4 protein-coding genes are annotated in these 23,339 nt (G+C 71.8%); all 4 read left to right on the plus strand.

Annotation, left to right across the window (positions count from 1 at the left end; translation table 11 throughout):
- The first annotated feature begins 2 nt into the window (after positions 1 to 2).
- Genes RIN75_RS33215 through RIN75_RS33230 form a run of 4 tightly spaced genes read left to right on the plus strand, consistent with a single transcriptional unit; the run spans position 3 to position 23,239 of the window.
- Positions 3 to 8,162, plus strand: a complete 8,160-nt coding sequence (locus RIN75_RS33215) for a non-ribosomal peptide synthetase (RefSeq protein WP_309116029.1) — start codon at positions 3 to 5, stop codon at positions 8,160 to 8,162.
- A complete protein-coding gene (locus RIN75_RS33220) occupies positions 8,147 to 12,484 on the plus strand; it encodes an amino acid adenylation domain-containing protein (RefSeq protein WP_309116030.1) in 4,338 nt (1,445 codons plus the stop codon). Before RIN75_RS33215 ends, RIN75_RS33220 begins: the two co-directional genes overlap by 16 nt.
- On the plus strand, positions 12,477 to 19,874 hold the full coding sequence (locus RIN75_RS33225) for a non-ribosomal peptide synthetase (protein WP_309116031.1): 7,398 nt from the start codon (positions 12,477 to 12,479) through the stop codon (positions 19,872 to 19,874). Before RIN75_RS33220 ends, RIN75_RS33225 begins: the two co-directional genes overlap by 8 nt.
- On the plus strand, positions 19,868 to 23,239 hold the full coding sequence (locus tag RIN75_RS33230) for an amino acid adenylation domain-containing protein (protein ID WP_309116032.1): 3,372 nt from the start codon (positions 19,868 to 19,870) through the stop codon (positions 23,237 to 23,239). The genes RIN75_RS33225 and RIN75_RS33230 overlap by 7 nt, the downstream gene beginning before the upstream one ends.
- Positions 23,240 to 23,339: the final 100 nt, after the last annotated feature.

The raw sequence follows: 23,339 nt of genomic DNA on the forward strand, positions 1-23,339 counted from the left end.
CGGTGTCGACGAGCGTCGAGGACGTTCTCCCGCTCACCCCGCTCCAGCAGGGCATGGTGTTCCACGCCCTCCTCGGCGAGCAGACCGACGTCTACACGGTGCAGACCGTGCTGCGGTTGGCCGGTCCGGTGGACGCCGAACGGCTCCACCGGGCCGTGGTCTCGCTGGTGCGGCGGCACGCGGTGCTGCGGATGGCGTTCCGCACGCAGGCTTCCGGCCAGTTCGTCGGGGTCGTGCGGCGGACCGTCGAGGTGCCGTGGCAGGTTGTGGACGCCCCGGCGGACCTCCGGGCGTTCCTGGACGCCGACCGCGCGACCCCGTTCGACCTGGGCCGCCCGCCGCTCGTCCGCTTCGTCCTGGTGAGGGGCGAGGAGAACTTCCTGGTCATCTCCTCCCACCACCTGCTGTGGGACGGCTGGTCCGCGCCGATCCTCGTGCGCGAGCTTTTCGCCTTGTACGACGGCCATGATCTGCCGCCCGTGCGGCCTTTCCGCGACTTCTTGAGCTGGCTGTCCAAACAGGACACCGCCGCTGCTTCGGCCGCTTGGTCCTCGGCGCTGTCGGACCTGGACGGCCCCACCCTGGTCGGCTCGTCCGCTGCTCCGGGCCTGCCCCAGCGCACCGAGTTCCCTCTCCCTTCGGACCTTTTCGCGGCCCTCACCAGGTTCGCCCGCGACCACGGCCTGACCCTCAACTCCGTGGTCCAGTCGGCATGGGCCTTGGTGCTCGCGTCCGTGACCGGCCGGGACGACGTGGTGTTCGGCGCGACCGTCTCCGGCCGGAACCCGGACGTGCCCGGCGTGGAGACCATGGTCGGCCTCCTGATCAACACCGTGCCGACCCGGGTGCGCCTGCGCCCGGCGGAAACGCTGGTGGAGCTGGCGACCCGCGTGCAGGACGAACAGGCCGCCCTGCTGGACCACCAGCACCTGGGCCTGGCCGACATCCAGCAGGCCGCGGGCCGGTCGCCGCTGTTCGACACCCTGCTGGTGGTCGAGAGCTACCCAGGCACCGACCTGGCCGACTCGCCGCCGGCGGGCGTGGAGGTGCGCGACGCGACCCACTACCCGTTGGCGCTGCTGGTGGTTCCCGGCGAGACTCTGACCCTCCGCTTCGACCACGACCCGGCTCGTTTTGATGCTGAGGCCGTGGCTCGCGTGGCCGAACGCGTGCAGGACGTCCTGGCGAGTTTCGCCGCCACCCCGTCTCTCCCGGTCGCCCACCTCCAGCCATTGACCGCTTCCGAGCACGCCCACGTCGTCACCGAGCTGAACGCGACTGACCATCCCGTGCCGGCCACGACTCTCAGGGAATTGTTGGCAGCACAGGCCTCCCGCACTCCCGACGCCACCGCGGTGGTCTTCGAGGGCACTCGGTTGACATATTTCGATCTGGACGCGCGGGCTGCTGAGCTGGCCGGCCGGTTGGCGGGTCGGGGTGTCGGTCCGGGCCACGTCGTGGGCGTGCGGATCGACCGTTCGCTGGACCTGATCGTGGCGTTGCTGGGTGTGGTCAAGGCCGGTGCGGCTTACCTGCCGCTGGACCCGTCGTACCCGGCGGACCGCCTGGCCATGATGATCGAAGACGCCCGGCCCACCGTGGTGTTGGAGCCGGGTCTGGTGGTGGACGGTGAGCCGGCACCCGTGCGCCCGGCGACTCCCGGCGATGCCGCGTACGTCATCTACACGTCCGGTTCGACGGGTCGGCCCAAGGGCGTGGTGGTCGAGCACCGGGCGATCGTGAACCGGTTGCTGTGGATGCAGGCGGAGTACGGCCTGACCGCCGAGGACCGGGTGCTGCAGAAGACACCGTCGAGCTTCGACGTGTCGGTGTGGGAGTTCTTCTGGCCGTTGATCACGGGGGCGACCCTGGTGGTGGCCAAGCCCGAGGGCCACAAGGACCCCGCGTACCTCGCTGATCTCATTGATCGCGAACAGATCACCACCGTCCACTTCGTCCCCTCCATGCTGAGGGCTTTCGTCGAATCGGGTGCCCGACCGACTTCTCTGCGACGCGTGCTGTGCAGCGGCGAGGCCCTACCGACCGACCTCGCCCACGCCCTACCCCACACCCACAACCTCTACGGCCCCACCGAGGCCGCCGTGGACGTGACGTATTGGCCGGTGTCGTCGGGCGCCGGCGAGTCCACCGTCCCCATCGGCCGCCCGGTGTGGAACACCCAGGTCTACGTCCTGGACCGCTACCTCCGGCCGGTGGGGGAGGGGGTCGCGGGAGAGCTGTACCTGGCCGGCACCCAGTTGGCCCGCGGCTACCTGAACCGACCGGGGCTGACCGCGTCCCGCTTCGTCGCGAACCCCTTCACGCCGGGCGAACGCCTGTACCGAACCGGCGACATCGCCCGCTGGCACGGCCGTGCTCTGGAGTACCTGGGTCGGAGTGATGACCAGGTGAAGATCCGGGGTTTCCGGGTGGAGTTGGGCGAGGTGGAAGCCGCTCTGGCCGCGCTGCCGGGCGTACGAGCAGCAGCCGCCACGGTCCACACGGGCCGCCGGCAGTTGATCGCCTACGTGGTGCCCGACGAAAGCCCGACACCCGGCGACCACTCGGCCTCCGGCGAGCGCGCCACCGATGGCGCCGGCGCGGCTGATGGCGCGCCGGCTGCGGCAATTGGCGGCGAGCGGTCCGTTGGCGGCGAAATCGTCGATGGCGGCGGACTTGCGGCTGCCGCCGGCGGGCTTGCCGCGGATGACATGGCTGCCCGTGCTCGCGGGATTGTCGGTGGTGCGTGGGATAATGGTGTCGGGGGCCGGAGGCCGGCGCTGGACGTTGCCGCGCTGCGCCGGGCGCTCGCGGAAAGGCTGCCCGAGCAGCTTGTGCCCTCGGCGATCGTCGTGCTCGAAGCGCTGCCCCTCACCCCGTCCGGCAAGCTGGACCGCAAGGCCCTGCCCGAACCCCAAGTCGCCGAAACCACCGCCGAAGCGCCCCGCGACCCGCGCGAGGAGATCCTCGCCGAGCTGTTCGCCGACGTCCTCGGCCTCGACCGGGTCGGCCGCGACGACGACTTCTTCGCCCTCGGCGGCCACTCGCTGCTCGCCACCCGCCTGGTCAGCCGCATCCGCCGCACGCTGAACGTCGACGTCCGCATCCGCGCGATCTTCGACGCCCCGACCGTCGCCCGCCTCGCCCGCCGACTCGAAGGCAGCACCGACCGCCCGCCGCTGCACGCCCGCCGCCGCCCGGACGTCGTGCCGCTCTCGCCCGCGCAACGCAGCCTGTGGTTCCTCCACGAACTAGAAGGCCCCGACCCCGCGTACAACATCCCGCTGGCCGCCCACCTGACCGGGCCGCTCGACCCCGACGCCCTCGACGCGGCGGTCACCGACGTGGTCACCCGGCACGAATCCCTGCGCACCCTGCTCAGCGCACAGGGCCAGCACGTCCAGCCGCCGCAGGACATCCGCTGCACCCGCCGGACCGGTCAGTCCTCCGACGACTTCGTGGCGGAGGTGGCGCGGCGGCCGTTCCGGCTGGACAGCGAGATCCCGATCCGCGCCGAACTGCTCGAAGTCGGCCCGGAAGAGCACGTGTTCGTCCTGGTCGTCCACCACTCCGCCGCCGACGAGTGGTCCGCCCGCCCGCTGCTGCGCGACCTGGCCACCGCCTACGCCGCGCGCCGCGAGAACCGCGCCCCGGACTGGTCGCCGCTGCCGGTGCAGTACGCGGACTACACGTTGTGGCGGCAGGAGATCCCGGTCGAGGACCAGCGCGCGTACTGGACGCGGCGGCTGGAGGACGTGCCCGAGGAACTGCCCCTGCCGACCGACCGGCCCCGTCCGCAGCGCCCGACCCGCGCGGCCGGCAGCGTGACCGTCGCCTTCCCGGACGGCCTCGCCGACCGGATGCGGGCGTTGGCGCGCAAGCTCGGCGTCACCGAACTGATGATCGGCCAGGCCGCGACCGCCGTGCTGCTGTCGGCGCTGGGCGCGGGCGAGGACGTCCCGCTCGGCACGCCCGTCGCGGGGCGCACCGATCCCGCGCTGGACGACCTGGTCGGGTTCTTCGTCAACACGCTGGTGCTGCGCACGGACGTGTCCGGCGACCCGACGTTCCGCGAGCTGCTGGCGCGGGTGCGTGACAGCGACCTGGACGCGTTCTCGCACCAGGACCTGCCGTTCGAGCGGGTGGTGGAGGCGGTCTCGCCGCCGCGTGCGCCGGGGCGGCACCCGTTGTTCCAGGTCATGGTGTCGCAGCGGGACGTCGCGGCGACCGACCTGCGGCTGGCCGGGCTTCGGGTCCGGCCGCTGGACGCGGGCGTGACCGGGGCGAAGTTCGACCTGGCGTTCCACTTCGGACCGGACGACTGCCAGGTCACCTTCGCCACCGACCTGTTCGACCTGCCCACCGTCGACCGCACGGCCCGCCGGCTGGTTCGCGTGTTGACCGCGCTGGTCGACGCGCCGGACCGCCGGGTCGGGCTGGTGGACCTGCTGGACGACGACGAGCGCGCCTTGCTGGCGTCGTTCAACGACACGGCGGAGGAGCGGCCGGTCACGACGTTGACCGCGATGGTCGAGGAGCAGGTGGCGCGCACGCCCGACGCGCCCGCCGTCGAGTTCCACGACGAGCGCTTGACCTACGCCGAGCTGAACGGGTTGGCCGATGGGTTGGCCCGGCGGCTGGTGGCGGCCGGGGTGGGGCCGGAGCGGACCGTCGGGATGCACTGGGAGCGGTCGCTGGAGCTGGTCGTCGGGTTGCTGGCGGTGGAGAAGGCGGGCGGCGCTTTCGTGCCGCTGGAGCCTTCGTGGCCGGCGCGGCGGATCGCGGAGGTCGCGGCGAGTGCCGGGCTGACGGCGGTGCTGAGCGGGGCGGCGCACGACGGGCCGGTGCGTGAGCTGGGGATTCCGGTGGTGCACGTGGAGCTGGGCGGCCTCCGGCCCCCGTCTCCATCGTCCCACGAGGCACCGACAATTCCGGCGAGCACTGGCGGACCGGCGAGCACTGGCGGACCGGCGGACGCTGGCGGAGCGGCGGACGCTGGCCGAGGGGCGAGCGCGGCGGACGCCGCGGACGCCGCGGGAGTGGCGGCTGCGGCGACCGCTGGGGGAGTGGCGGTTGCGGCGACCGCTGGGGAAGCGGCGGTTGCGGTGGGTGCTGCGGAGGCGGCGGTTGCGGCGGACGCCGGGGCTGGGGCTGACAGTGCTGCTGCGGCGGTTGCGGCGAGTGTCGGTGGGCCGGCGGTTGTGGCGGATGACCCCGGGCCCGCGGCGAGTGCCGGCGCGCCGGCGGGGGTTGTGGAGCCCGAAGGACTGGCGTATGTGATCTACACGTCCGGATCCACCGGAACGCCCAAGGGGGCGATGATCCGGCATCGGGCCATCACGCACCGGTTGCTGTGGCAGCGGGAGATGTTGGGGTTCGGGCCGGGGGACGCCGCGCTGTTCAAAGCCCCGCTCGGGTTCGACATCTCGATCAACGAGGTGTTCCTCCCCCTGGTCACCGGCGGCAAGCTGGTCATCGCCGAGCCCGGTGGTGAGCGGGACATCGAGTACATGCTCGGGCTGATCGAACGCCACAGGGTGACGTTCACCTACCTGCCGTCCTCGATCCTCGACCTCCTCGTCCAGGTCGACGGGTTCGCCGAGCGCGGCCGGTCGCTCAAGCACGTCTGGTGTGGTGGCGAGGTGCTCACGCCGGAGTTGTTCCAGCGGTTCCGGCAGGTGAGCGACGCGGTCATGTACCACGGGTACGGGCCGGCGGAGGCGACGATCGGCGTCAGCCACGTCGTGTACCGCGAACCCGACGCGATGCGCCGGGCCGTGTCGATCGGGCGACCGAACGGGAACACCCGGCTCTACGTGTTGGACCGGCACCTGCGGCAGGTTCCCGTGGACGTGCCGGGTGAGCTGTACGCGGGTGGCGTGTACCTCGGACGGGGTTACATCAACGACCCCCGCCGCACGGCGGACCACTTCGTCGCCGACCCGTTCGGACCGCCCGGGGAACGGCTCTACCGGACCGGTGACCTGGCCCGGTGGCGCGGCGACGGCACGTTGGAGTTCCTCGGACGCGCCGACAACCAGATCAAGATCCGTGGCATGCGGGTCGAGCTGGAGGAGATCGAAGCGGTCCTCGAACAGCACGACGGGGTTCGACGGGCCGTGGTGCTGTTGCGGGACAAGAAGCTCGTCGGGTACTGCCTCGGGTCCGAAGTAGACGGTCTCGGTGACTGGCTGCGGACCCGCCTGCCCGACCACATGGTGCCGCAGCGGTTCGTGTTCCTGGACGAGTTCCCGTTGCTGCCTTCGGGCAAGGTCAACCGCAAGGCCCTGCCCGAACCCGCGCCCGAACCGGTCAGCGGTGGCCGTGAAGCCGAGACCGAGGCCGAGAAGCTGCTGTGCGCGCTGATGGCCGAGGTGCTGCGGGTGCCGAAGGTGTCGCCGGAGGACAACTTCTTCTCGCTCGGCGGTGACAGCATCCTGTCCATCCAGTTCGTCGGCAAGGCGCGCGCGGCGGGGCTGCGGATCTCGCCACGCCAGGTGTTCGAGTTCCAGACCGCCGCCGCGCTCGCCCGTGCCGTCGGCGACCCACCGGTCCAGCACGACGAGGACCGCGCGCAGGGCGTGGGCGAGGTGCCGTTGACGCCGATCATGCGGTGGTGGGTGGAGTCCGGTGATCCGCGCATGGCCCAGGCGGCGCTGCTGCGGGTGCCTGCGGCGTCCGGGCCGGGGGTGTTCGAGGGGGCCGTGCAGGCGCTGCTCGACCACCACGACCTGCTGCGCGCACGTCTGGTGGACGGCGCGCTGGACGTGCCGCCGGCTGGGGTTGTTGCCGGTTTGACCCATGTGCGAGTCGAGGGCGACCTGGAATCGGCCGTGCGCGCCGAGTACGAGCGGTCCTTGGCCGAACTCGACCCGGTGGCCGGCGTGCTGCTGCGGGCGACTTGGTTCGACCTGGGGGAGGACGTTCCGGGGCGGCTGCTGCTGGTGCTGCACCACCTCGCGGTGGACGGCGTGTCGTGGCGTGTGCTGGCGGCGGACCTGGAGCAGGCCTTCACCGCTTGTCGCGAGGGCAACCCGCCGAAGCTGGACCCGGTCCCGACTTCGTTCCGCTGGTGGGCCCGCAACCTGCCGACGCCGAGCAAGGCCGAGACCGACTGGTGGACCCGCACCCTGAACCCGATCCGACAGACCGCCCCCGAGCCGACCGGGCCGACCGCGCCGGAGCCGGCCGAATTGTCGGAGGCCGCTGGGACAATGGACCCCAGGGCACTTGAACCGGGAATGTCGTACCCCGATGGGACAATGAGCCCCGGGGCGCTACAAGCGGGAATGTCGTACCCCGGTGAGACAATGAGCCCCAGGGCGCCTCAAGCGGAATTGTCGTACCCCCGTGGGACAATGGAAACCGGGGGCCGGAGGCCGGCGCCTACCGTGGGTCGGCGGACTGTGGAGATCGGCGGGGAGCGGGCTAAAGCGCTGCTCCGGGACGTGCCGGCGGCGTTCCGGACCGGCACGCAGGACGTGTTGCTGGCCGCCCTCGCCACCGCCCTCGGCCGACCTGAACACATCGCCCTCGAAGGGCACGGGAGGGAAGAGCACCTGGTGCCGGGTGCGGACCTGTCGCGTACGGTCGGGTGGTTCACCACGGTCTACCCGGTTCGCCTGGAACCGACGCCCAATCCGGGTGACACGCTCAAGCGGGTCAAGGAAACCCTGCGGGCGATTCCCAACAACGGGATCGGATATGGGCTCCTGCGCGACCGCGACCGCGACCGCGACCGAGACCGCGACCGAGACCGCGACCGAGACCGCGACCGAGACCGCGACCGGTTCACCGCGCCCGACGCCCGGATCGGCTTCAACTACCTGGGTCGCTTCGACGTCGACAACCCCGAGGGCTTCTGGGTGCCCGCACCCGAGAAGCTGCCCGAACCGACCACCCAGCACCGCCCGCTGGAACTGGACGTCGTCACCGAGGACCGCGCGGACGGGCCGGTCGTCAAGGCCACCTTCTCCTACACCGACGACCACACCGGGTCCGAAGTGGACGGTCTCATCGAGCGGTGGCGGGAAGCGCTCGAAGCGCTGATCAGCGAGACGCAAAGCGGCGGGGTGTCGGGGCTGACGGTGTCCGACGTCCCGCTGGTGTCGCTCAAGCAGGACCAACTCGACAAGATCGCGGCGAAATGGCGGAAGAAGTGAGCGACCCCATCGAGGACGTGCTGCCGCTGTCCCCGTTGCAGCAGGGCATGTTGTTCCACGCGGTCTTCGACGAGGCCGCCGACGACGTCTACACGGTCCAGTTCGTGCTGGGCCTGACCGGCGACGTCGACCCGGACCGGCTTCGCAGGGCCGCCCAAGCCCTGCTGGAGCGGCACGCCAACCTGCGCACCGCGTTCGTGCACGAAGACGTGGACGAACCGGTCCAGGTGGTGCTCCGCGACGTCGAACTGCCCTGGAACAGCGTTGAACTGACCGAGGACGAGTTCGCGGACTTCCTCGCGAACGACCGCGAAGAGAAGTTCGAGCTGGACAACCCGCCGCTGCTGCGGATGACCCTGGTCAAGCTCGGCGACCGGGACTTCCGGCTGGTGCTGAGCAACCACCACGTCCTGCTCGACGGCTGGTCCCTCCCGCTCCTGGTCGGCGAACTCCTCGCCCTCTACCAGGGCACCCCGCCGCCGGCACCCCGCCCCTACCGCGACTACCTGGCCTGGCTCGCGACCCGCGACCGCGACGCATCCCTGCAAGCCTGGTCACAAGCGCTGGGCGACGTCGAAGGCCCGACCCTGCTCGCCCCGAACGCCCCCAACTCCCCGATCCGCCCCGCCAAGCACCGACTGGACCTCCCGCAGGACCTGTCCGAACGCCTCTACGCCCGCGCCCGCGAACACGGCCTCACCGTCAACACGGTCGTCCAAGGCCTGTGGGGCCTGCTCCTGACCCGCCTGACCAACCGCGACGACGTCCTGTTCGGCGCCACCGTGTCCGGCCGCCCGGCGGACCTGCCCGGCGTGGACGGCATGGTCGGCCTGTTCATCAACACCGTCCCGGTGCGCGTCCGCGTCGACGGAAGCCTCCTCAACGTCCTCAAAGCCGTCCAGGACGAGCAGGGCGGCCTGATCGAGCACCAGTACCTCGGCCTGACCGACGTCCAACGCGCGATCGGCCACGGCGACCTGTTCGACACCCTCGTGGTGTTCGAGAGCTACCCGGTCGACCGGGACGCCGTCGCCGAAGCCGAACGGGCCGCCGGCATCGCGATCAGCCGGGTCGAGGTCGAGGACTCCACGCACTACCCGCTGACCCTGGCCGTCGCGGCGGAGGAACGCCTGTCGGTCGTCTTCGAGCACCGACCGGACGTCTTCACCGCGCAGTGGGCGGAAACCGTCGCCGCCTGGTTCGAGCGCGCCGCAGAGGCCTTCGTCGCCGACCCGACCACCACGGCGACCCGGGTGACCCTCCTCAGCGACGACGAACTCGCCGACCTGCGCCGCTACGGCACGGGCCAAGCGCGAGACGTCCCGGCCGCGACCCTGCCCGAGGTGCTGGCCGAGCAGGCCCGCCGCACGCCCGACGCGCTCGCGATCGTAGCGGGCACGGACAAGCTGACGTTCGCCGAGTGGAACGCCCGCGCCAACCAGGTGGCCCGCGTCCTGAAAGACCACGGCGCCGGGCCGGAGAAGATCGTCGCGCTCAAGATGCCCGCCGGGCCGGACATGCTGGTCGCGCTCGCGGCCGTGTTCAAGGCGGGCGCCGCCTACCTGCCGGTGGACCCGGAGTGGCCGGCCGAGCGCATCGACTTCATGCTCGCCGACGCCGACCCGGCCATCGTGCTGACCGAACTGCCCGACGTCACGGGCGTCCCGGAAGACGACCTGCCGACCCCGCCGCACCCCGAGCACCCGGCTTACGTCATCTACACCTCCGGCTCGACCGGGACGCCGAAGGCCGTGGTCGTGCCGCACCGGTCGATCCGGAACCTGCTGGTCAGCCACCGCGCCGACCTGTTCGACCCGGCGCAGGAGCGGCTGGGCCGCCCGCTGCGGGTGGCGCACGCGTGGCCGATGGCGTTCGACGCGTCCTGGCAGCCGATGCTGTGGATGTTCGCCGGGCACGAGCTGCACCTGGTGCCCGCCGACGTCCGCCGGGACGCCGACCTGCTGCGCGCGTTCCTCGTCGACCACGGCATCGAGTTCGTGGAGCTGTCGCCCTCGCTGCTGGCGCAGGTCGCGTCCGAACCCGGCTGGCGCGGCGGGTTGAAGGTGCTGGGCGTGGGCGGTGAGGCGGTGCCGCCGTCGCTGTGGCGGTCGCTGCGCGACGAGCCCGACCTGGCCGTGTGGAACCTGTACGGCCCCACGGAGTGCACCGTCGACTCGGCGGCGTGCGACTTCGACCGCACCGAGAACCCGTGCATCGGTTCGCCGGTCGGCAACGCCCACGCCTACGTGCTGGACCGCCACCTGCGGCCGTGCCCGGTGGGCGTGGAGGGTGAGCTGTACCTGGCGGGCGAGGGGTTGGCGCGCGGCTACCTCAAGCGGCCGGGCACCACGGCGGAGCGGTTCGTCGCCGACCCGTTCGGCGCGCCCGGGACCCGCATGTACCGCACCGGCGACGTGGCCCGGTGGAACGCCGAGGGCCTGATCGAACTGCTCGGCCGGGTGGACGACCAGGTCAAGATCCGCGGGTTCCGCATCGAGCCCGGCGAGATCGAGGCCGTGCTGCTGCGCGACGACCGCGTGGAACGGGCTGTTGTGGTGCCGCGGGAGGACGTTCCGGGCGTGAAGCGGCTCGTCGCCTATGTGGTGGCGAGTGGCACGGACGGGTTGCGGGAGCGCGTGGCGGCGGCCCTGCCCGAGCACATGGTGCCCGCGGCGATCGTCGCGGTCGACCGGTTCCCGTTGACCCGCAACGACAAGCTCGACGTGAAGGCACTGCCCGCGCCCGACTGCACGACAACCGCCTCCCGACCGCCCGCCACCGACCGGGAACGGCAGATCGCGGCCCTGTTCGTGGAGGTCCTGGGACTGCCCGAGGTCGGCGCGGACGACAGCTTCTTCGCGCTGGGCGGGGACAGCATCGTGTCCATGCGGCTGGTCAGCAAGGCGCGCGGCGCGGGCTTGTCGTTCAGTCCCAAGGACGTCTTCGAGCACCGCACGGTCGCCGGCCTCGCCCGGGTCGTGCGCGACTCCGTCCACAGTGGACACTTGGGGGCCGGTGTCGGCGAGGTGCCGCTGACGCCGATGTTGCACTGGCTCAACGACAACGCGCCCTACGACCGGCTCAGCCAGGCCCGGATGCTGTGCACGCCGGCCGAGTTGACCCGGGACCGGTTGGTGGAGCTGGTCGCGACCCTGCTCGACCGCCACGACGTGCTGCGGGCGACGTTCGACGGCACGTTCACCGTCCGGCCGCGCGGAGCCGTGGACGCGAACGCGTGCGTGCGCCGGATCGAGGCGTCGGACTTGGAGTACACCGCCATCGCCGAACGGCTGCCCGGGGTGATGGAGGAGGAACTGGCCGGGCTGCGGCCCGCGACCGGCGAGATGGTCCGGTTCGTGTGGTTCGACACCGGTCCGACCCGCACCGGCCGCCTGCTGGTCCTGCTGCACCACCTGGTCGTGGACGGCGCGTCGTGGGGCGTGCTGGTGCCGGAACTGGCCGACCTGTGGGCAGGGCGCGAACTGCCGCCGGTAGGCACGTCGTTCCGCGAGTGGGCGCTGGGCCTGGTCGACGCCGCCCGCACCAAGACCGCCGAACTGCCGCTGTGGCGGGACGTCCTGTCCGGCCCGGACCCGGTGCTGGGCACGCGCCGCCTCGACCCGGCGGTGGACACCCGCGCCACCATGCGCGCCACCCGCGCGTTCCTCGACACCGACACCACCGCCGCCCTGCTGACCACGGTCCCCGCACGGCACGGCGTCACCGTGGACGACGTCCTGCTCGCCGGTCTCGCGCACGCCGTGGCCCAGTGGCGCGGCACGGCCGACACCTCGTTGCTGCTGGCGCTGGAAGGCCACGGGCGGGAGGAGGCGGTCGTGCCCGGCGCGGACCTGTCCGGCACGGTCGGCTGGTTCACCAGTGTCTTCCCGGTCCGCGTCGACCCGGGTGACCTCACAGCGAGCGTCCACAAGGGACTCCTGAGGGTCAACGAGCAGCTTTCCCTGCCCGACAAGGGCATCGGCCACGGCCTGCTCCGCTACCTCAATCCCGACACCGCCGAGGAACTGGCCGCCCTGCCCGAGCCGCAGATCGAGTTCAACTACCTCGGCCGGCTCACGATCGGCGAGCGCGACGGCGAACCGTGGTCCGGCGCGCCCGAGGTGGGCGCGATGGGCGGCGGTGTCGACGACGCGATGCCCGCGCCGTACTGCCTGGTGCTCAACGTGCTGGTGCGCGGCGGCACCCTCGAAGCGGACTGGCAGTGGCCGGCCGCCCTGTTCAGCGAAGACCGGATCCAGCAGCTGTCGCGCGAGTGGTTCGCCGCGCTGACGCTGATCGCGAAGGAGACCCCTGGTGAGTGACCTGGCCGCCCGCAAGCGCGAACTGCTGCGCCGACGGCTGGCGCAGGCCGGTCTGGCGAGCACGGCGCAGATCCCGAAGCGGACCTCCGACGACGACCTGCCGCTGTCCTACGCGCAGTCCCGCATGTGGTTCCTCCAGCAGATCGCGCCGAACAGCCCCGCGTACAACGTGTGCCTGGCGATCGAGCTGCGCGGCGCGCTGGACACCGCCGCCCTGCACCGCTCGTTCCAGCGGCTGGTGGAGCGGCACGAGATCCTGCGCACCCGCTACACCGCCGGCGACGACGGCGAGCCCCACCAGGTGGTCGACCCGTACGCCGTGGTCACCATGCCCGAGTCCGACCTGCGCGGCCTCACGCCCGAAGAGCGGGACCGGACCGTGCGCAAGGTGTCGCGCGCGGAGTCCGGTTACGTGTTCGACCTGCGCCGGGACCACCCGCTGCGGCTGCGCCTGCTGCGCCGCGCCGACGACGACCACGTCCTGGTGCTCACCGTGCACCACATCGCGTGGGACGGCTTCACCTTCAACACCCTGTCCCGCGACCTGTCCGCCCTCTACCGCGAGGACACCACGGGACGCCCCGCGGGCCTGGAGCCGCTGCCCGTGCAGTACGCGGACTTCGCGGTGTGGCAGCGGCAGACGTTCACCGACGAACGCCTGTCCCGCGACCTCGACCACTGGCGCCGCGCACTCGACCCGATGCCGGAGAACCTGCCGCTGCCGACTGACCTGCCGCGTCCGGCCCTGCGCTCCGACCGCGGCGACCGCCGGTTCCGCACCTTCGACACCGCGGTCACGGACGGGATCGCCGAGTTCGCCCAGGCCCGGGGCGTCACGCCGTTCATGGTCGTGTTCGCCGCCTACGCCGCTCTGCTGGGCCGGTACACGGGCGCGACGGACGTGCCGATCGGGTCGGCGTCGATGAACCGCGATGCGGGCGAGGTCGAACGGCTCATCGGCAACTTCGGCAACACCCTCGTGCTGCGCGCCGACCTGTCCGGCGACCCGACCTTCGCCGACCTGGTGGCCCGCGTGCGGAAGGTGTGCACCGACGGCTACGCCCACCAGGACCTGCCCTTCGACCTGCTGGTCGAACGCCTGCGCCCGCCGCGGGTGCCGGGCCGTTCGGTGCTGTTCGACGTGATGTTGCTGTTCCTGACCCAGGGTTTGCAGGGCTTCCAGTTGCCCGGGGTGGAGGCGAGCTGGGAGACGGTGCACAACGACACCACCCAGTTCGACCTGGCGCTGGAGGCGTTCCTGACCGACGGTCGGATGCGCGTCGAGGCGACCTACTCGACCGAACTGTTCACCCCGGCCACCGTCGACCGCTTCCTGACCCACCTGGAACGCCTGTTGGCGGCGGGATTGACCGACCCCGACCGCCGCCTCAGCGACCTGGACTTCCTGGACGCCGACGAACAGGCTCGCCTCATCGGCCCGCCGGTCGAGGTCCCTGAGACCACTCTCGCGGAGTTGTTGGCAGCACAGGCGTCCCGTACGCCGCACGCTACCGCCGTCGTCTTTGAGGGCTCTCGAACGACATATGCGGACCTTGACGCCCAGGCGACCGAGTTGGCTGCACGGTTGGCTGGTCGAGGTGTGGGTCCGGGCCACATCGTGGGCGTGCGCATAGACCGTTCCCTCGACTTGATCGTGGCGTTGATGGGTGTGGTGAAGGCGGGTGCGGCCTATCTGCCGTTGGACCCGTCGTACCCGGCGGACCGCTTGGCCATGATGATCGAGGACGCCCAGCCGACCGTCGTGCTGGAGCCAGGTCTGCTCAGCGACGGCGAGACCGCGGAGCCGAACCCGCCCCGCCCCGGTGATGCGGCGTACGTGATCTACACGTCGGGGTCAACGGGTCGGCCCAAGGGTGTGGTGGTGCAGCACCGGGCGATCGTGAACCGGTTGTTGTGGATGCAGCACGAGTACGGGCTGACCTCCGATGACCGAGTCCTCCAGAAGACGCCATCCAGTTTCGACGTGTCGGTGTGGGAGTTCTTCTGGCCGCTGATCACCGGTGCCACGCTGGTCGTCGCCAAGCCGGAGGGGCACAAGGACCCGGCTTATCTGGCGGACCTCATCGCGCGTGAGCGTGTGACGACGGTGCACTTCGTGCCGTCCATGTTGAGGGCTTTCGTGGAATCGGGTGCCCGGCCGGAAAGTCTGCGGCGGGTGATCTGCAGTGGCGAGGCCTTGCCGTCCGACCTCGGTCGTGCGCTGCCGCACACGCACAACCTGTACGGGCCGACGGAAGCGGCGGTCGACGTCACGTACTGGCCGGTGTCCGAGGGCGCGGGTCAGGGGACGGTGCCGATCGGACGTCCGGTGTGGAACACGCAGACGTACGTGCTGGACCGGTTCCTCAAGCCGGTCGGTCCGGGTGTGGCGGGGGAGCTGTACCTGGGTGGCGTGCAGCTCGCACAGGGCTACCTCAACCGGCCGGGCCTGACCGCGACCCGTTTCGTGGCAAGCCCGTTCAACGCGGGGGAGCGCCTGTACCGGACCGGTGACCTGGTGCGGTGGGACGGCAACGCGCTGGAATACCTGGGCCGCACCGACGACCAGGTCAAGCTGCGCGGCTTCCGCATCGAACTCGGCGAAGTCGAGGCCGCCCTGACCGCCCTCCCCGGCGTCCGAGCGGCAGCAGCAACGGTCAACACCGCCCGCCAACAACTCATCGCCTACGTGGTGCCCGCCGAGACCGACGCCGAGACTGCCGGTGGCACCAGGACGGTCGGCGGCACCGGGACGGTCGGCGGCACCGGGACGGTCGGTGGCACGGAAATTGTCGGTGGGGCGTGGGAGAATGGTGACGGGGGCCGGAGGCCGGCGCTCGACCCGTCCGCACTGCGCGCGGCGGTAGCGGAAACGCTGCCTGAGCAGTTGGTTCCGTCCACCATCGTGGTGCTCGACGAACTCCCGCTCACCCCCAGCGGCAAGCTCGACCGCAAGGCGCTGCCCGAGCCCGAGCTGACGACCACAGCCCACGAAGAACCGCAAACCCGAGCCGAACGCACCCTCGCCGGACTCTTCGCCGAACTCCTCGGCGTCCCCACCGTCGGCCGCCACGACGACTTCTTCGCCCTCGGTGGCCACTCGCTGCTCGCCACCCGCCTGGTCGGCCGCATCCGCGCGGACCTCAACGTGGAACTGGCCATCGGCGAGGTCTTCGACGCCCCCACGGTCGCCGGGCTCGCGGCACTGCTCGACGGCGGCGGCCGGAAGCGGCCCGCCCTCACCCCGATGCCCCGCCCCCGCCGCACCCCGCTGTCCTCGGCACAGCAGCGCCTCTGGTTCCTCTACCGCCTCGAAGGCCCGAGCGCGACCTACAACGTCCCCTTCGCCGTCCGCATCGACGGCCGACTGGACGTGGACGCCCTTACCCTCGCCCTCGCCGACGTCGTCCGCCGCCACGAGGTCCTCCGCACCGTCTACCCCGAGTTCGAGGGCAAGCCGTACCAGCAGGTCCTGGACGTCCTGCCGACCCTGCACCACGGCACCGGCGACCCGCGCGACGCCGCCGCCCGGCGGTTCGAGCTGGACCGCGAACCACCGTTCGAGGCCACGCTGTACCGGGTCGGCGACCACCACGTCCTGTCCCTGCTCACGCACCACATCGCCAGCGACGGCTGGTCCGCCGAACGCCTGGTCGCCGACCTGGCCACCGCCTACACCGAACGCGAACGCGGCCGGACCCCCGGCTGGGCCCCGCTCCCGGTCCAGTACGCCGACTACGCGCTGTGGCAGCGCGACGTGCTCGGCAACGACGCCGACCCCAAGAGCCTGGCCGCCGAACAACTCGCCCACTGGACCGCCGCCCTCGCCGACCTGCCCGACGAGATCACCCTCCCGACCGACCGCCCCCGCCCCGCCGAGGCGACCTACGCCGGTGACGCGGTGCCGTTCCGGCTCCCGCCCCGGACCCACCGGGCGCTGGCGGACCTGGCCCGCCAGTCCGGCGGCACGGTGTTCATGACCGTGCAGGCGGCGGTCGCGGCACTGCTGAACCTGCTCGGCGCGGGTGAGGACATCCCGATCGGCGCGCCCGTCGCCGGCCGCGCGGACGCCGCGCTGGACGGCCTGGTCGGGTTCTTCGTCAACAACCTGGTGCTGCGCAACGACCTGTCCGGCGACCCGACCTACCGGCAACTGCTGGACCGGGTCCGCCGCACCGACCTGGCCGCGTTCGCCCACCAGGACCTGCCGTTCGAGCGGCTGGTGGAGGCGGTCAATCCGGCGCGGTCGCTGGGCCGGCACCCGCTGTTCCAGGTGATGCTCGCGTTCAACCAGGCCCCTGCCGGCCCGGTGCCGCTCGGCGCGGCTTCCCTTCGGGAGCAGCACGTCGACTTCTACACCGCCCGGCTGGACCTGTCGTTCCACCTGTTCGAGCACGGCGGCGACGGCGGCCTGGACGGCTGGCTCGTCTACGCGCGGGACCTGTTCGACCGGTCCACTGTGGAGGGTGTCGTCAACCGCTTCGTCCGCCTGGTGGACGACCTGGTCGCCGCCCCGGACCGCCCCCTGTCCCGCGTGTCCGTCCTGACGCCGGGGGAGCGGGACGCCGTTCTCACCCGGACCACCGACCACCCGGTGCCGGCCACGACCCTCGCGGAGTTGTTGGCAGCACAGGCTTCCCGCACTCCGGACGCCACCGCCGTCGTCTTCGAGGGCTCCAGAACGACATACGCGGACCTGGACGCGCGGGCCACCGAGTTGGCCGGAAGGCTGGCGGGTCGGGGTGTTGGTCCTGGGCACGTCGTGGGCGTGCGGATGGACCGTTCGCTGGACCTGATCGTGGCGTTGCTCGGCGTGATCAAGGCGGGTGCGGCCTACCTGCCGCTCGACCCGTCCTACCCGGCCGACCGACTCGACATGATGGTCGAGGATGCCCAGCCGACCGTGGTCTTGGAGCCGGGGCTGCTCAGCGATGGCGAGATCGCCGAACCACAAAAGCCGCGGCCGGGTGACGCCGCGTACGTCATCTACACGTCGGGGTCGACGGGTCGGCCCAAGGGTGTGGTGGTGCAGCACCGGGCGATCGTGAACCGGTTGTTGTGGATGCAGCACGAGTACGGGCTGACCGCCGATGACCGAGTCCTCCAGAAGACGCCGTCGAGCTTCGACGTGTCGGTGTGGGAGTTCTTCTGGCCGTTGATCACGGGCGCGGCCCTCGTCGTGGCCAAGCCCGAAGGGCACAAGGACCCCGCCTACCTGGCCGAGCTGATCGACCGCGAACACGTCACGACGGTGCACTTCGTGCCGTCCATGTTGAGGGCTTTCGTCGAATCGGGTGCCCGGCCGGAAAGCCTGCGGCGGGTGATCTGCAGCGGCGAAGCTCTCCCGTCCGACATCGCGCAAGCCCTCCCGCACACCCACAACCTCTACGGCCCGACGGAAGCGGCGGTCGACGTCACGTACTGGCCGGTGTCCGAGGGTGCCGGAGAGACCACGGTGCCGATCGGGCGTCCTGTGTGGAACACACAGGTCTACGTGCTCGACCGGTTCCTCCGGCCGGTGCCGCCGGGCGTGGCGGGCGAGCTGTACCTGGGTGGTGTCCAGCTCGCGCAGGGCTACCTCAACCGGCCGGGGCTGACGGCCTCCCGGTTCGTCGCGAGTCCGTTCGCCGCCGGGGAACGCCTCTACCGCACGGGTGACCTGGTGAAACGCCGGGGAGACGCGCTGGAGTACCTGGGGCGCACCGACGACCAGGTCAAGATCAGGGGTTTCCGCGTCGAGCTGGGCGAGATCGAGGCCGCCGCGAGCCGGGTCGAGGGCGTCAAGCAGGCGGCGGTGGTTGTCCGGGACGACCGGCTGGTCGCCTACGTGGTCGGCCGGGCCGACATCACCGAAGACCTGGCGCGTGAACTGCCCGAGCACATGGTCCCGGCGGCGGTCGTCGAGCTGGACGCCCTGCCGCTCACCCCGAGCGGCAAGCTGGACCGCAAGGCCCTGCCCGCCCCGGACTTCGCGGCCTTGACCGGTCACGCCGAGCCGACCACCGAACGCGAAGCCGTGCTGTGCGCGTTGTTCGCCGAAGTCCTGGGCCTGCCGCAGGTCGGTGCGCAGGACAGCTTCTTCGCGCTGGGCGGCGACAGCATCATGTCCGTTCAGCTCGTCAGCCGCGCCCGCAAGGTCGGGGTGGCGATCACGCCAAGGCAGGTGTTCGAGCACCGCACCCCGGCCGGGCTCGCCGCGCTCACGGCGTCGGTAGCCGTGACGACCGACGACCCGGTGGGCCGCGTCGAACCGACCCCGATCATGCGGTGGACCAAGGGCGGGCTGAGCCAGGCGATGCTCCTGGTGGCACCCGAAGGGTTGACCGAGGACGGGCTGGCCCGCACGGTCCAAGCGGTCCTCGACCGGCACGACGTGCTGCGCGCCCGGTGGGACGGCCGGACGCTGGTCGTGCCCGAGGAGTCCTTCGACGCCAAGGAAATCATCCGCAGGGCCGAGCGCGGACCGGAGGAGGAACTGCTCGCCGCCCGCGACCGCCTCACGCCCGACCGGCTGGTCCAGGTCGTGTGGTTCGCCCCGGACCGGGTGCTCGTGGTCGCCGACCACCTCGTCGTGGACGGCGTGTCCTGGCGCATCCTCACCGACGACCTCGCCGACGCCTGGGCCGGCCGGCCGTTGACCCGCACCGGCACGTCCTTCCGCCGCTGGGCCGAACTGCTCGCCGCGCAGGACCGGGGCGGCGAGACCGGGCTGTGGCGGGACGTCCTCGACGGCGCGGACCCGGTGCTGACGACGGGCGGCGGGCACGTCACCGCGTTCTCGGTGCCGTTGCCCGACGGCGCTGAGCAGGCCGGTGTGCGGGAACTGCTGCTCTCGGCGTTCGCGCAGGCCCTGGAGTCCTGGCGCGGGCGCAAGGGCGACGTCGTGGTGGCCGTGGAGGGGCACGGTCGGGAGGAGCACATCGCGGGTGGCGTGGACCTGTCCGGCACGGTCGGCTGGTTCACCACGATCTTCCCCGTCCGGCTGCGCCCCGGCGCACGGCTGCGGGACATCAAGGACCAGCTCGACTCGGTGCCCGACAACGGCATCGGCTACGGCCTGGTCCGCCCGCTCGCGGGCCTGCGCGAGCCGACGATCGTGGTCAACTACCACGGCCGGCTGCGCGTGGGCGACGGGCCGCCGTGGACGCCCGCGCCGGAGGTGCCGGTGCTGCGCGTGCCGCCGAAGGTCGAGCACTGGGCGCTGGAGGTCAACGCCGTCGTCATCGGCGACGAGTTGCGCGTGGAGGTGATCGGGGCCGACGAGCCGGACCTGGTCGGGCTGTTCCGCACCGCGCTGGCCGGCTCCGCGCCGACCACGCGGGACACGGCCCTGGTGGACGTTTCCGAAGAAGAGATCGACGAGTTCGAAGTGGAGCTGGGCACGTGGTGAGTCAGCAGCCGACAGCGGGCGAACTTCTGCGCGAGGTCACCGACCTGTTGGGGCCCGAGGCCGCGGGTCTGTCCGACCAGGACAGCCTGATCGAGTGGGGCCTGGACTCCATCCAGCTCATGCAGGTGGCGAACAAGTGGCGGCGGCGCGGCATCAAGGTGCCGTTCGCGCTGCTCGCGAAGCGCCCGACGCTGGCGGGGTGGCGGGAGATCCTGGCCGAGGCGGCCGGGGTCGCGCCCGAGCCGGAGGTCGCGGTCGAGGTCGACGAGGACGCGCCGTTCCCGCTCGCCCTGATGCAGCACGCGTACTGGATCGGCCGCGACGAGGAAGCCACCCTGGGTTCCGTCGCCGCGCACCTGTACGTGGAGTTCGACGGGCCGGACCTCGACCCGCGGCGGCTCGCGGACGCCGTGCGGAAGCTGGTGGCGCGGCACGGGATGCTGCGCGCGGAGTTCGGCGACGACGGCCGCCAGCGCATCCTGCCGCAGCGCCGCCAGGACCCCCTTGTCCTGCACGACCTGCGCGATGCCGCGGAGGACGTGGTCGCGCGGACGTTGGAGGAGCTGCGGGACGCCTCCTCGCACGCCCGCCTGGACGTGGCGAACGGCGAGGTGTTCAAGATCCAGCTCTCCCGCCTGCCCGGTGGGAAGGCCCGGCTGCACGTCGACGTGGACATGCTCGCCGCGGACGCCCTGAGCTACCGCGTCCTGCTGGCCGACCTCGCCCGCTACTACGACGAGCCCGACCACCAGCCCGAGCCCATCGCCTACAGCTACCCGCGCTACCTGGCCGAGCGCGAGGTCACCAAGGCCGCCGAGCGCGAGCAGGCCCGGCAGTGGTGGCAGCACCGGATCCCCGAGCTGCCCACCGCGCCGGACCTGCCGCTGGTGGACGGCGACGCGTCCCGCGTGACCCGCCGCCACCACTGGCTCGCGCCCGAGGACCGCAAGCGGCTGGCCGCCCGCGCCCACGAGCACGGCGTCACCCCGGCGATGGCGGTGGCCGCCGCGTTCGCCGAGACGCTGTCGGCGTGGAGCGCGCAGCCCCGGTTCCTGATGAACCTGCCGATGTTCGATCGGCAGGGCACCCACCCGGACGTGGACAAGCTGGTCGGCGACTTCACCTCCTCGGTGCTGCTGGAGGTGGACCTGTCGCACGAGGCGCCGTTCGCCGAGCACGCCAAGGCGTTGCAGGCCCGGATGCACGAGGACGCCGCGCACTCCGCGTACTCCGGCGTCGAGGTGCTGCGCGACCTGTCCCGCCACCACGGCGAGCAGGTGCTGGCCCCGGTCGTGTTCACCAGCGCGCTGAACCTGGGCGAGCTGTTCGACGCGCGGGTGCGGCGGTGCTTCGGCGAGGCGGTGTGGATCATCTCGCAGGGCCCGCAGGTGCTGCTGGACGCGCAGGTCACCGAGGTCAACGAGGGTCTGTTGATCAACTGGGACGTGCGGGAGGGGTCGTTCCCCGAGGGCGTGGTGGACGCCATGTTCGCCGCGTTCCGGGACCTGGTCACCAGCCTGGGCCAGCGTGACGACGTGTGGGAGCGGCCGGTCGGCAACGCGCTTCCGGCTGCCCAGTTGGAAGTGCGTGCGCGGGTTAACGCGACGGACGGGCCGCGCAGCGGGAACCTGTTGCAGGACGGGTTCTTCGCGCAGGCCGGCCGGACTCCGGACGCGCCCGCGTTGTTGTGGGGCCGGGATGGTGTGCAGACCTACGGGGAGCTGGCCGACCGGGCGTTGCGGATCGCGGCTTCGTTGCGGGACAAGGGTGTTTCGGACGGTGACCTGGTCGGCGTGAGCATGCCCAAGGGACCCGACCAGATCGCGGCCGTGCTGGGCGTGCTGGCGGCGGGCGCGGGGTACGTGCCGATCGGGGTCGACCAGCCGCCGGCGCGGGCCGAGCGGATCCGGCGCATCGCCGGGCTTTCGCACGTGCTGACCGACGCGTCGAGCACGTTTGAGCCGCTGGCGGAACCGGTGCGCGGCGGTGAGGAGGACGTGGCGTACGTGCTGTTCACGTCCGGCTCGACCGGTGAGCCCAAGGGTGTCGAGGTGCCGCACCGGGCGGCCGTGAACACCATCGACGACTTGAACGAGCGGTTCGGGATCGGGCCCGGCGACCGGTGCCTGGCGGTGTCGGCGCTGGAGTTCGACCTGTCCGTGTACGACGTGTTCGGTCTGCTGGCTGTGGGCGGCGCGGTCGTGCTGGTGGAGGAGGGCGACCGCAAGGAGGCCCGCCAGTGGGTCGAACTCGCGGCCGCGCGCGGGGTCACGCTGGTCAACTGCGTGCCGGCGCTGCTGGACATGCTGCTGGTGACGGCCCGGCCCGGTGAGCTGTCCGGGCTGCGCACGGTGCTGCTGGGCGGCGACTGGGTCGGGACCGACCTGCCGGGCCGGGTGCACGCGCAGGCCCCGGCGTGCCGGTTCGCGGGATTGGGCGGCACGACCGAGACCGCCATCCACTCCACGGTGTGCGAGGTGACCGAGGTGCCGCCGCACTGGCGGTCCGTTCCTTACGGCACGCCGCTGCGGAACGTGGCGCTGCGCGTGGTGGACGTGCGGGGCCGGGACTGCCCGGACTGGGTGACCGGCGAACTGTGGATCGGCGGCGACGGCGTCGCCCACGGCTACCGGGCTGACCCCTCGCGCACGGCGGACCGGTTCGTGGGTTTCGAGGGTCGTCGCTGGTACCGGACGGGTGACCTCGCGCGGTACTGGCCGGATGGGACGGTCGAGTTCCTGGGGCGGCGCGACCACCAGGTGAAGGTGCGCGGTATGCGCATCGAGCTGGGCGAGGTCGAGGCGGCGCTGGCCGAGCACCCCGGTGTGCGGCGCGGTGTCGCGGGTGTCGCCGGGACGCAGTTGGTGGCGGCCGTGGCTGGCGCGGTGGACGGGGACGAGGTGCGTTCCTTCGTGCAGTCCCTGCTGCCGCCGCACATGGTGCCGGTGCGGGTGGTCGTGCTCCCCGAGATGCCGTTGACGGCCAACGGGAAGGTCGACCGGAAGGCTGTGGCTGCCCATTGGCAGGCCGAGACGGACAGCTATGTGGCCCCGGTGACGCCGTTGGAGCAGGTGCTGGCGAAGGTGTGGGCCGAGGTGCTGGGTGTGGCGCGGGTGGGGTTGGACGACCCGTTCTTCGCGCTGGGCGGGGATTCCGTGCTGGCGACCATGATCGTGGGCCGGCTGCGGGAGGCGCTGGACACCTCGGAGGTGACCGTGCGGACGTTGTTCGGGACGCTGACGGTGGGCGCGATGGCGGCCCGGATGCTGGCCGACGAGTCGGTGCCGGGGCGGTTGGCGCAGGTCGCGGAGATCTTCCTGGAGGTCGACGCCCTGTCCGAGGAAGACCTGGAAGCCCAGCTCTGACAACGAGAAGGGGGCGGGCTCCGGATCGGAACCCGCCCCCTGGGCTGTGGTCGCTGCGCCGGAATTACGCGCTTCGCGCTCTCAAGAGCAAAAGCTTGAA

It is taken from the genome of Saccharothrix sp. (assembly GCF_031180885.1).
Lineage (GTDB): Bacteria > Actinomycetota > Actinomycetes > Mycobacteriales > Pseudonocardiaceae > Actinosynnema.